Source organism: Balneola vulgaris DSM 17893, from assembly GCF_000375465.1.
GTDB lineage: Bacteria > Bacteroidota > Rhodothermia > Balneolales > Balneolaceae > Balneola > Balneola vulgaris.
Window position 1 is genome coordinate 234,286 of sequence record NZ_AQXH01000001.1, and the last position, 12,143, is coordinate 246,428.

Annotated in this window: 13 protein-coding genes; 8 read left to right on the top strand and 5 right to left on the bottom strand. The window is 36.1% G+C overall.

From position 1 onward, the window contains the following. Positions 1-35: 35 nt before the first annotated feature. Both B155_RS0101070 and B155_RS0101075 read left to right on the top strand, forming a co-directional pair. Positions 36-527 (top strand): DUF4920 domain-containing protein, encoded by a 492-nt coding sequence (locus B155_RS0101070; protein ID WP_157464694.1) that lies wholly within the window; start codon positions 36-38, stop codon positions 525-527. 12 nt (positions 528-539) lie between these two features. Then, complete coding sequence (locus B155_RS0101075) at positions 540-1,031, top strand: putative metallopeptidase (protein ID WP_018126379.1); 492 nt, start codon at positions 540-542, stop codon at positions 1,029-1,031. On the opposite strand, the gene B155_RS0101080 is transcribed toward B155_RS0101075, so the two are convergent. The 5 genes from B155_RS0101080 to B155_RS0101100 form a co-directional block, all read right to left on the bottom strand. Further along, a complete protein-coding gene (locus B155_RS0101080; protein ID WP_018126380.1) occupies positions 1,028-1,249 on the bottom strand; it encodes a translation initiation factor in 222 nt (73 codons plus the stop codon). The two genes, B155_RS0101075 and B155_RS0101080, sit on opposite strands and share 4 nt — an antisense overlap. A 7-nt stretch (positions 1,250-1,256) precedes the next feature. Beyond that, positions 1,257-2,672, bottom strand: coding sequence for an MATE family efflux transporter (locus B155_RS0101085; RefSeq protein WP_018126381.1), 1,416 nt, complete (start codon positions 2,670-2,672; stop codon positions 1,257-1,259). A 3-nt stretch (positions 2,673-2,675) separates the two neighbouring features. Continuing rightward, positions 2,676-3,230, bottom strand: a complete 555-nt coding sequence (locus B155_RS0101090) for a hypothetical protein (protein WP_018126382.1) — start codon at positions 3,228-3,230, stop codon at positions 2,676-2,678. Between the two features lie 16 nt (positions 3,231-3,246). Continuing rightward, a complete protein-coding gene (locus tag B155_RS0101095) occupies positions 3,247-4,680 on the bottom strand; it encodes a carboxypeptidase-like regulatory domain-containing protein (RefSeq protein WP_018126383.1) in 1,434 nt (477 codons plus the stop codon). 84 nt (positions 4,681-4,764) lie between these two features. Next, positions 4,765-5,988, bottom strand: coding sequence for an MFS transporter (locus B155_RS0101100; protein ID WP_026167126.1), 1,224 nt, complete (start codon positions 5,986-5,988; stop codon positions 4,765-4,767). 260 nt (positions 5,989-6,248) lie between these two features. On the opposite strand from B155_RS0101100, the gene B155_RS0101105 reads away from it, so the two are divergent. The 6 genes from B155_RS0101105 (at position 6,249) to B155_RS0101130 (ending at position 12,143) form a co-directional block, all read left to right on the top strand. Then, the gene (locus B155_RS0101105; RefSeq protein ID WP_018126385.1) at positions 6,249-6,695 is read left to right on the top strand and encodes a hypothetical protein; all 447 of its coding nucleotides are present in this window, start codon (positions 6,249-6,251) and stop codon (positions 6,693-6,695) included. A 63-nt stretch (positions 6,696-6,758) separates the two neighbouring features. After that, positions 6,759-7,124, top strand: a complete 366-nt coding sequence (locus tag B155_RS13500; RefSeq protein WP_018126386.1) for a hypothetical protein — start codon at positions 6,759-6,761, stop codon at positions 7,122-7,124. Between the two features lie 10 nt (positions 7,125-7,134). After that, positions 7,135-8,466 (top strand): type II secretion system F family protein, encoded by a 1,332-nt coding sequence (locus B155_RS0101115; protein ID WP_018126387.1) that lies wholly within the window; start codon positions 7,135-7,137, stop codon positions 8,464-8,466. Beyond that, a complete protein-coding gene (locus B155_RS0101120; protein WP_018126388.1) occupies positions 8,459-10,234 on the top strand; it encodes a GspE/PulE family protein in 1,776 nt (591 codons plus the stop codon). The genes B155_RS0101115 and B155_RS0101120 overlap by 8 nt, the downstream gene beginning before the upstream one ends. Before the next feature lie 83 nt (positions 10,235-10,317). Next, positions 10,318-10,812: a Crp/Fnr family transcriptional regulator gene (locus tag B155_RS0101125; protein ID WP_240386230.1), complete on the top strand. Its 495-nt coding sequence runs from the start codon at positions 10,318-10,320 to the stop codon at positions 10,810-10,812. Between the two features lie 83 nt (positions 10,813-10,895). Beyond that, the gene (locus B155_RS0101130; protein ID WP_018126390.1) at positions 10,896-12,143 is read left to right on the top strand and encodes a type IV pilus twitching motility protein PilT; all 1,248 of its coding nucleotides are present in this window, start codon (positions 10,896-10,898) and stop codon (positions 12,141-12,143) included.

The window sequence follows — 12,143 nt, forward strand, 5'->3', positions numbered from 1 at the left end:
TGCCTATTTTAAAACAAATCAAAATGGAGATTCTTATGAGAAAACTATTTATCACTTTAACCTTATTCATGCTTCCAGTAGCTTTATTTGCTCAAAGTGAATCAAAAGAAATTCGTTTATCTGAACCCGTTGAAGTCACTGAAAATTATGAGGTGTTTGGTTCTAAATTTACACTAGTTGATAAGCCACTTTCATTGAATTCTGTTATTTCTAATAGCAATCAGTACAATGAAAAAGAAGTATTGATCACAACAACTATTAGTAAAGTTTGTCAGAAAAAAGGCTGTTTCTTCATTGCACAAGATGGTGAGTTAACAGCTCGAATTACCTTTAAGGATTATAGTTTCTTCGTACCAACAAAATCATCGGGAAAGAATGTGACAATTCAAGGTGTATTTGAAAAGAAAATAATCACAGAATCTAAAGCAAAACATTATGCAGAAGATGCAGGGGCAGACCCTGACGGTATTAAAGGCGACCAAGTTGAGTATTCAATTGTTGCCACTTCTGTAAAAATTGAAAAATAGAAAAAGATATAAATGAACGATAACGACTTATTAAAGCCAGTCGAAGTAACATCAAGCGAAAAACAATTGATGGAATCTCCTGAAGTGGAGTCTATAGCTAAAACAGTAATCGAAAAGAATAAAATGGAGTTTGGTCCAGCTGAGATAGGATACTTTTTGGTATACCCAAATATCTCTAAGCAACGAGCTGCAAAGTGTATGAAAGCCACGAGAGAGGTGAAATACTACTCGGGCAACGACTACCTCATCGAAATATCTGGTGAGCTATGGGATATGCTGGATAACGAGACTAAAGAGATGATGCTGTATCATGAGTTATTACACATCGACCCTACCTTCAAGTCCAAAACTCAAGAGTGGAAAATGAACTTGAGAAAACCTGATTTCTCAGATTTCTACACTATAAACGACAAATACGGAAATGAATGGTATAAAACAGTGCAAGCTACTGCTTCATCGTTATATGATTTAGATCCAAGGCAGGAAAACAAGGTTTCTCTCTAAAAAGAGAAACCTTCCTTTTCTAAAATCTCTTTTATTTTAGGGATGTGACTTCCCTGAATTTCGATAACCTTTCCCTTTACGGTACCACCAGTACCTAATTTACTCTTCAACATCTTAGCTATTTTTTCAATGTGCTGAGGGTTGTGTTGAATGTTCCGTATTACAGTTACTTGTTTGCCACGTCGGCCTGATTTTTCAACGCTGATACTAAGTTTCATATCGTTATTAAACTTTTGTGAGTTTCCATGTTCCTCGCTTGAATAATATATAGCCAATGATAGCCAAAAGTGTTTCAGCAATTATAATAGAATAAAACACACCTTTTTCATCAAGCCCAACAATTAATGCTAAGTAATACGCTAAGGGGATTTCAACAATCCAAAAGCAGATAAGGTTAATAAGGGTAGGGGTAAGGGTGTCTCCTGAACCATTGAATGCTTGAGTTATAATCATACCAAAAGCATATGCGATATACCCTAAACTCATTATTCGCAAACACTGAGAACCTATTTCAATCACAGCAGGATCTAGGGTGAAAATACTCATCAAGAATTCTGAATTGAAAAATATGATAACCCCTAATAGTCCTAAAAAGATCATATTAGCGATGGCCGTAATCCAGGTAGATTTCTCAGCTCTTTCAGGTTGATTGGCCCCTAAGTTTTGGCCAACTAATGTAGCCGCGGCATTGCTCATTCCCCATGAAGGCAAAATTGAAAAAATAAGTATTCTTACAGCAATGGTATATCCCGCTAGAGATACACTACCAAATACAGCAATGATTCTTACTAAGCCAATCCAACTACTGGTAGCCACTATAAACTGACCAATTCCACCAAGGGATACTTTTATCAGATTCCACATGATGTCCCACCTAAATTGCAGATGCTTAAACATAAGATTGATGTGAGTTTTGCCATCAAATAGTTTATATAGCTGAAAACAAACTCCAATGCCTCTACCTATAGATGTGGCAATTGCGGCCCCTTTAATACCCATTTCAGGGATAATCCAAAAACCGAAAATCAATATTGGGTCAAGAATTATATTAATACCATTTGCTATCCATAGTGCATGCATGGCAACAGTTGCATCCCCTGCACCACGAAATATGGCGTTAATAATAAAGATTAACATTATTACAGAATTGGTACTGAATAGGATAGAGGTATAAACTGAGTATTCTGTAATTATATCGCCTTCTGCTCCCATTAAACTCAAAAGCTCAGGGGCAAAGAATCCTCCTAAAAGCGCAATTGGTGTTGATACAATTAACGCTACAGCAATAGCTTGAACAGCCGTGATTGAAGCTGCGTCATTATTTTTCTCACCTATTCTGCGAGCAATTACTGCGGTGGTTGCCATCGAAAAACCTATAGCAACGGCGTAAATCAGTGTAAGTAATGATTCTGTGATACCAACAGTAGCGATAGCTTCGGCTCCCAACTTGGATACAAAGAAGATATCTACTATAGCAAATATGGATTCCATGAGCATTTCAAGCACCATCGGAATCGATAAAACAAGAATGGCTCTACTGATACTTCCTTTGGTGAAGTCTCTAGTAGAGCCAGATAAAGATGATTTTATATCAGACCAAAAACTGAGTTCAGTGTTTTGGTCTTCTGTAGTTTGCGACATCCATTAAACCGGTCGCTGGGAGGGTAAATTTGAACCGTTTATTCTAAACTGAGTGATTGCAAAAAATATTCTTTCTAATAAAGATGAAGGAACAGGGAAGCGAATCACAGCATCAGCTTCGCGAATGATAGCTTTGTCTAGATGTTGTTCGTTGTTAAACTCCAGAATTGCCGGATTTTTTAATTGTTTAAGTTTCTGAATGAAATATTTCTCCTGTGGAGTAGCATACTTTACCACAGAATAAGTATGGCCTGTATATACTCCACAAAGCTGTTCTGCGTCTTTAAATACGATTAGTCCATTCACCTTTTGTAACTCTTCGAATAGAGCGTCAATTTGCTCGTATGACTCATCTTCAAACTTAGTGATATAACTAGCTAAGGAAATTTCATGAACCTCGCTTAGGGTCTCACTTTGGAATTGTGAAAGGGCGTAGGTTCTATTTTCTTTGAAATTCCCAGCAAGTACAATGGTTCTTTTTTGATTGGGATTATTTCTAAAGTCCTCTAAAAAAGAATTGTAGTTCGCTGAATTAAAGTCAAAAATCTTATTGCTCATCTAAGTAGTGAAGAAATTATTTGTTTATACGTTTTGATCTGAAACCTGATATAGCATAGGATGCTTGCTTACCAGAAGGAGTAGTTACCCTAATTGTAATAGTAGTACCACCTCTATCATTTGCATCTTCATCTGTATCTGAGATGGAGAATGAAAATTGAGTAGACCCAATACCGGGAGAAAGATAATCACCTAAAGTGAATTCTGCATCACCCGTTGCATCTAAACCTTCACCTACTTCAACTTTAAACTGAGTTCCTGCAGCTAACGGATTTCCATTTTCATCAGTAGCTGTAAACGTAAAGTTCTCACCACCATTCGGAGGTAGATCGAAGGTGGTTGGAGATACATTTGAAATTTGTGGGAATCCTGAGAAGAGAACATTGGTAGATGTCGTAATCTCATTGTCGTTTTTATCGAATGTTTTTGCTGTTACAGTTACTAAACCATTAGCAGGACGTGGATTTGCTGTAATTAATTGTACGGTACCAACACCATTTTCATCTGTGGTAGTTGAACCTTGAATAACGCCACCGTCAGTTTCAAAATAAACTACAGTTCCAGGTTTCACGGGGTTACTAAATTCATCCCCAACAATTACAGTAATGTTATCACGGATATTATTGATATTGAATCCCTCAATGTTATTAGTCTCTGCTGAAATACTAAAATGATTAGCATCAGGGAACCCGCCATGGATGGCAATTAAAACAGGAGTAGATTTAATGGTTAAGCCAATATCCGATCTAGTAATACTTGCTTGAATTTTAACTGGACCAGCTCTATTACCACTAAATAGTGAAGTGGTTACTTTACCATCAGCATTTGTATTAATAGAGGTTGGAGTAACTTCTTCCCCGCCTCCTGGACCTGATAAAATCTGAAAATTAACAGTAGCTTGGTTCGATAAGGTTAAAGGTCGGCCAGCTGAATCCTGTACTTGGAACGTGAAAGTACCACTAATTTCATCACCAGTTTCTGCAATGTTAATGGCTTGCTTAGGAATACTTGTTAAAATGATTTGGGCAGGTCCAGATGATGGGCCAGATACCTGATCACCACCAGTATCGCCTCCACCGTCACCACCACCAGTATTTTCAGGAATTAATGAAATAGGAGAATCTATAGTAACATCTTGGCCAGGGGTGCCAGGAACAGTAACCGTTACTCTATCGAATCCAGTTTTTCTAGCCTCTATAACAAAGTCTGTTGCTTCAGTTATCGTTAGCCCTGAAAAAGTGAAAGATCCATTTTCATCGGTTAATTTAGACTCATTGGTATAAACAGCAGGTTCTAAAATTACGACTACTGCTTCATCAATAGCATCGCCGTTAGTGTTATTAACCACCTGCCCTGTGATGGAAACATCTTTACTTGTTGACTCGCATCCGGTATAAACAAATAAAAATGATAATAGAATTGAGAGGCTTAGTAGATGATACTTTTTCATAGCTTTTTCCTATAGAGATATTATAAGGTGTGCAAAGTTACACATAATTTTTATGGTCATGAAAGAAAATATCGGCAGATATATCTATTCAATAAAGGATGGATCTATAACTGGTTTTGTATCTAACTTCGGTTCAGGTACAAATTTCCATACAATTAATGCCATCACTAAAATAGAAATAGCACCAAAAAATGTATTACTAGCATATCCCTTTAACGAATAAAGAGGTCCTGCAACGGTACCCCCAATTCCATAACCTATTTGACCAATAGCTACTAACAAACTCATTAAGGTTCCACGATTATTAGATTTTACTAACTCAGAGGAGAGAGCTTGAAAGGGGCTAATTCTCATGGCAATTAAAATCATTGCTGCTGGAAAAAGCAAAAAAGCGTGGCCTACATTTTGAACTATATAAGTAGTTGATGCCATTAATAAGGATAATCCTAGGCAAGAAAAGATAATCATATTCTTACGGCCTATTTTATCAGAAAGCCAACCAGAACTTGGCCCAGCAATTACATTAGCTACACCACCAACAGCAAATATATAGCCAATTGTACTCAGATTGACTTCAAAACTGTCCTCTAACCAAGTTGGTAGGTAAATTATAAAGACGGATAAGCTCAAGAACATTAATAAATAGGAGAGAGCTACAAATGAAACCTCAGGACGCTTTAGCAGCTTCACGTATTTAGAAAGAGAACTGAATACGGTTAATTTATCGGTATGCAATTCTACATTCGGTTGAGGTACTTTAAAGTAAATGATGATATATGTTAAGGTCATTACCACACCGAATACAATGAATGGTGATCTAAAACCAAAATGTTCAGCCATAAAAGTACCTAATGGTATACCCAATATTTGCCCAACAGCAATACCACTCATTACCCAGCCATTTGCCCACCCACGTTTTTCATAGGGGAAATAATCGCCCACATAGGCAACGGCAGCACCACTAAGTACGCCACCAGCCATACCCGTCATAGCTCTAATTATTAGAAAACTTTTAAAATCGTAAACTAATTGATGGCTAAATAGGAATATAGCCATACCTCCAGATCCTATTAATAATATCTTTCTACGACCAATTTTATCAGAAAAGGGCCCCATAATAATGGCAAATATTCCAACCATTATTGCATAAACTGTAATTAGATTCCCGAGATATTCAGTAGGGGTATCTAGCATTTTGCCTATTTCTGGTAGTATTGGGGCTAATATCATTATCTGACTACTAGCAGAAAAAACCAGCAGCCACAGAGAAAAAAGAATAAAATAAGACGTGCTTTTCTGTGAATTCATATAAAATTATTGCCGGCTAACATAACAACTAAAGTTGTACAAAAAAATGTCGATAAACTTTGGCGTAAGAGGTTAACTAATTATTACATTAATCCAATAATTGTTTGTTTGGATTTTTTTTTGTGTAATATGTACGCAGTCAGTTACTCTTACTGACAAAGAATATAACAACGGCTAAATAATTTCTAATTTTCTTTTAGGCATTGTTTTCAGAATTTTGAACAAATAATAATAAACAAAACAATAAATAGGAGCTCATTATGGGTCAACAACAATTACTTCTAGTAATTCTAGTAACAATCATCGTAGGTATCGCAACTGTAGTTGCAATTAACACATTCTCTTCTGCATCTGATAGTGCAAACGTAGACGCTGTAAGACAGGATGTTGCAACTTTTGCATCTTCAGTACAAGGATACTACATGAAGCCAACTATGCTTGGTGGTGGTGGTAACTCATTCACAGGACTAACGTTTGCTAACGTTTCATTCCCTGCTGATTCTTACGCTGGTGATAACTTATCAGCTATGAACTCAAACGGTGTTTACGTTCTTACAACTGTAGGTGATTCTGCGATTACTTTAACCGCTCACCCAACTTCAAGAATTGCAGGTACTGTTTCTTTAACTGCTACTGCAACTGAAGGTAACGCTGAGTTAGTAGCTGAGATTACTCCAAACGGACTATCTTGGACTGACAACCAGTAATGTAGAACTTACATTATCTAAAAGGCTCCACTTTGGAGCCTTTTTTTTTACGGAGAGAAAAAAATGGCGAATAAGGAGTTACTATTAATGATATTAGTGTTGATCGTCGTTGGAATTTCCATAGTAGTTGCATTTAATGTACTTCAGGAATTCAATAATGAATCCAATAAAGATGCAATACGGCAAGAAATGCTTGTTGGCGCTTCAAATGCTCAATCTTACTTCACAAGACCAGTAATTTTGGGTGGTGGACAAGGAAGTTTTGAAAATATTACATACAGAGAATTAAATATTGATACGCTGGCACATAATGGATACTATTTTATATTAAATACAGAAGTATCATCTTTTACAATGTCAGCAATTACGCGAGATAGGGCGGATACTATTTCAGCCACTGTTACTAAATTTGGATTAACCTGGAATTAACGAATAAAAAATGCCTCAGTTTAGATTAAAAGCAGTTTCGGGTAACGGTCGAGTTATTCAAAAAGAGTTTGAAGCGGAAAATAAAAAAGATGCTCAGCTAAAAGTAGATCGCTTGTCTAAAGCCAATGGACTTAATGTTCAGGCTGTAGATCAGAAAGTTACCTTCATGTATAAGGTAAAACGTCCAGGTAAACCCGCATTAACGGGAGAACAAGAAGCATATTCAAAAGATGAAGTAGAAAAGGCACTCGTAAAACTTGGGTATCAGGTAGTTAGTATTAACAAGAAATTCCTTGCCATGAAAGGCGGGGTACCTCATACGGAAGTTGTTACATTTATTAGTTTGTCTGCCGATCTACTAAAACAACAGTTAACTTTTGATGAAATTCTAAATCTTCTTTATGAAGATACTGGTAATAAGAGGATGAAGGAGGTTATTAAGACCATCCAGAAAGATCTTAAGGACGGTAAAGAAGGTTCTGAGGTGTATGGAAAGCACGAAGATGTATTCGGTAAATTTGCTGCCTACATGCTTAGTGTAGCTTCTACTTCAGGTAACATGGGACTTGTTTTTGAAAGTACAGCCAAGTTTCTAGAACGGGATGCTGAATTCAAAAAGAATATGAAGCGGTCATTAATGATGCCCGCAATTACGGTAATGGCTGTAATTGGTGTAGTTCTGTTTTATGTGGGGTATATTTTCCCTTCTACAGCTGAGTTATTTGTTGATATGGGTATTAAACTCCCACCAATGACTGCAAAAACATTAGCTATTAGTTACTGGTTAGAGGCAAATTGGATTATGCTTTTGATTGTAACGCTCTCTCCAATTATTGGTTTTATCTATTGGGGTAAAACTAAAAAAGGAAAACTCTTCATTGATAAGTATATCATCAAGATCCCTGTAATTGGTGACTTATTACATAAAACCAGTATTGAGATTTTTGCACGAGTATTTTACACACTTTATAGTGGATCTGGGCAAAATATTGAAGTTATTAAGGTAGCCAGTGAAGCATGTAGAAATACTTACATGGAAAAGCAGATTAAAGATATTGCTATAAAGCGAATGTTAAAGGACGGTGCGGGACTGATTGAATCTATGGAAGACACTGGCGTGTTTACAAGAACAGCTTTAAGTAGATTTAGACTTGGAGCTGAATCAGGTTCATTAAGAGAAAATGCTAGACAATTAGCAGAATATTACGAGGTACAAACCACTTATAAAATGCAATCGGTTATTGATACAATTAGTTTATTTGTAAACTTATTTATTATGATTGCATTGATCGGAATTACTGTCGTTTCATCAGAATCAGCTGTAATACAACCAAATGGGTAAAATAAATATACGTAGACATATTGGGGATATACTTGTTAAAAAGGGTATTATTACCTCAGACCACTTGCAACAAGCACTTGAAATTCTTGAACAAGAGCCAGAAAACAGTTCAAGAAGGCTAGGTCAAATCCTATTTCAAGATCTTGGTATGAATCGTCATACCATTATGAAAGAAATTGCGGATATATACGCGTTCCGCGAAGTTCTTGAAGGTGTAAATGAAGTTCCAAGCGATATTGTAGATCATATTAATAAGAATGTTGAGGATCTCAATACCGAGGTAATTGATGAACTCGTAGTTCATAAAGCTATTCCATTTCATAGAACGGCTTCATCTATTACTATTGCTGCTGCAGACCCATCAGATCCTAACATTCAAGGGGTAATTCAAAAACTAAACTTCAAAAAAACAGAGTTAGTTTATTGTAAATATGAATTGATTGAATTCATTCTTTCTAAAGTTTACGAGCAAAAGAATGAATTCTTAGACTTGCTTGAAGAGATTGATTATGACGAGACTCAACTAGAGGCTGAAGAAGAAGAGGCTATAGATGAGGAAGAAATTGATGCAGAGATCAATCAAAGTATGCTTAACTCCCTTATTGAAGGGATGCTCGTTGAATCTGTTCGCCAAGGGGTAAGTGATCTTCATATTGTACCAAGTGGGCCTACAACTACAGATATTAGATTCAGGATTGATGGTAAACTACAACTGTGGTATCAACAGAAAAATGTTAAGCCTGAAGCCATTTCAGCAGTAATTAAGGATAAAACACGAAACGTTGATAGATTCGAAAGAGACGCATCTCAGGATGGTTTCATTCAAAGACAGATTGATGGCGTAGGTATACGTTATCGTGTGAGTATCATGCCAATTGTAGGTAACCAATACGATCGAAAGTTTGAGTCGATTGTGATTCGAATTCTTGATGATAGAAAAGTAATTCGAGACCTGGACCTTTTAGGTTTACAGCCTATTGCTAAAACGAATTTTGTAAAGTCTATTAGCCAACCTTCAGGTATCGTAATTATAACAGGTCCAACGGGTAGTGGTAAGTCTACAACTCTAGTTGCTGCATTATACTCTGTTATAGATCCTACAAAGAATGTACTAACCATTGAGGAACCGGTAGAATATATCATTGAAGGTGCTCGTCAGCTAAAGATTAGTCATCATATGACCTTTGACCAGTCTATTAGAGGTATCCTTCGACATGATCCTGATATTGTACTTGTAGGTGAGATGCGTGATTTAAAAACGGCTGAGGTTGCAATTAAATTAGCAAACACGGGTCACTTAACCTTTTCAACTCTTCACACCAATGATGCACCAAGTGCTGTATCTCGTTTGTTTAAGATGGGAGTTGAGCCTTTCTTAATTGCAAATGCTGTGAATTTAGTAATGGCACAGCGATTGATAAGAAGATTATGTAGTTGTAAAGAGGAGTATAAGCCTCACCCAGAGATAGCAAAAGGAATTGGTTTTACGGAAGAAGAAATCGAAGAAACTACTTTCTATAAAGCCGTTGGGTGCGAAAAATGTGGAACTTCAGGATTTAAAGGAAGATCGGCCATCCATGAAGCACTCTATTTCTCAAAAGAAATTAAAAACCTGATCTTAGAATCAGGTGGAGATATTGATGAAAACTCAATTAAAGAGATTGCTGTGTCGCAAGGTATGCTTACATTGAGGGCATCAGGGCGTGAAAGAATTAAAGAAGGAATTACTACTATTGAAGAAGTAATAGCCGGTACAATTGAAGATTAATTTGTAATAATGATTATCTTATTAAATATTGAACAAATGTTTTTAAAAAACATTTTTGCTCGAAGGGGATCATAAGAATGGATATGCAAAATAAAAACAATGAAATGATGTCGGAATACTTGAAAAAGTTCTTAAAGGAACCACCACTTCTTTTAAGAAATTTTCACTATGAAGACGTCTTAGAATTCCTACAACTAGGGGTTGAAGAGCGTTACATTTCTGGTGATGCTATTCTTAACGAGTCTGAAAATGTAAATTCTGCATACTTAGTTGCAGATGGAAAAGTAGCTATCTGGAAGGATAACATACAGTTAGCAACTTTATCTGAAGGTAATTTTCTAGGTGAAGCTTTTCTATTTAGCAAAAATAGTAGAATGGCTAAAGTAACAGCCGAAGGAGATTGCATTCTATTACGCTATGAAAGATACGACGCGCTTAATTTTTTCCGTAAAAAACCCGAAAAGCTCTTTAATATCTTTACAAAAAATATCATCGAAATACAGCAGCGTAAGATCAGTAATATGAATGTTCAATTATTGAATCTTAAGAAGAGATTATTAAACGATAATAATTGGTAAATAATCTTAAATAAAGTTATTTACGTAACAATTATCGATTAACAGTATCTATTAATTCAAGCATTCTATTAGAATGTGAATTTATGCAGACGACGGCTAACAAAGAACATACCTTAAGTGCAATAACAGCGCCACTTATCGAGCAGATACCATTTACTGCCCGTGGAGATGAACTGTTTATTAAAATTGCAGAAATCTTAGATCAACAATCTGAAGAAACCAGAATTGCATTGAAAGATGTATTAGACAGTTTCTTAAAACGAATGCTTAAAAACCAAGCTTCAGATATTGATTTAGGAGGCGCTGGATGTAATGGTAGAGTTTGGTACCGTATTTTTGGTGATAAAAGGCCAGATAAAAAAATACCTCCATTTACTGTAGATGAAACTGATTTCCTATTAGTAAACATCCTTGTAGGTAGCCAACTAAAGAAACTTATTAAAGACCGTAATCTTGATTTTTCTTACGGCATTGAATTAGATGGCGGAGCTAATCAAAGGTTTAGGGCAGATCTTTACTTTGATATGGAGCACCTCGCATTAAATATGCGTCGCATTGATAATACCATTCGCCCTTTCAAAAGTTTAAATGTTCACCCTGAAGTTGCTAAAGCATTAAGCCTTAAGTATTACAAATATGGCTTGAGCTTAATTACAGGTATTACAGGTTCTGGTAAGTCCTCAACACTAGATACTATCATTGATGCAAACAACAGAACCGTTGATTCTCATATTGTAGTAATTGCTTCTCCTGTTGAATTAATACATACACCCGTTCGATCTGTTGTTAGGCATAGAGAAGTTGGAAGAGATGTTGAGTCGTTTAAAGAAGGGGCCATTCAAGCATTACGACAGGATCCTGATATAATTGTTATTGGTGAGCTTAGAGACCCTGAAACAATTATGACCGCACTCGAAATTACAGATTCTGGGCATAAGACATTTAGCACGTTACACACCTCTAGTGCTATGGATAGTATCGATAGAATTCTTGGTGAAGTACCTACTGAAGAACAAAACCGTGTAAGAACACGATTAGCGGATGTTTTAACTTGTGTAATTAGTCAAAAACTGGTTCCAAGTTTAGATGGTAAACGCGTGCTTGCAAAGGAAGTTTTAATTGCGAATTCATCGGTAAAAGCAGCCATTAGAAATAACAATATTGGCGAAATTTATCAGATGCTTATGGAAGGAAGTGAAAGGGGCATGAATACTTTAGAGCAAGATTTAAAACGATTGTATACTGAAGGAAAGATTTCAAAAGAAAATGCTGTAAATTATTCAAATAATAAGACTAAGATTCTTCAACTTTTAAGTGAAGTGAACTACTAA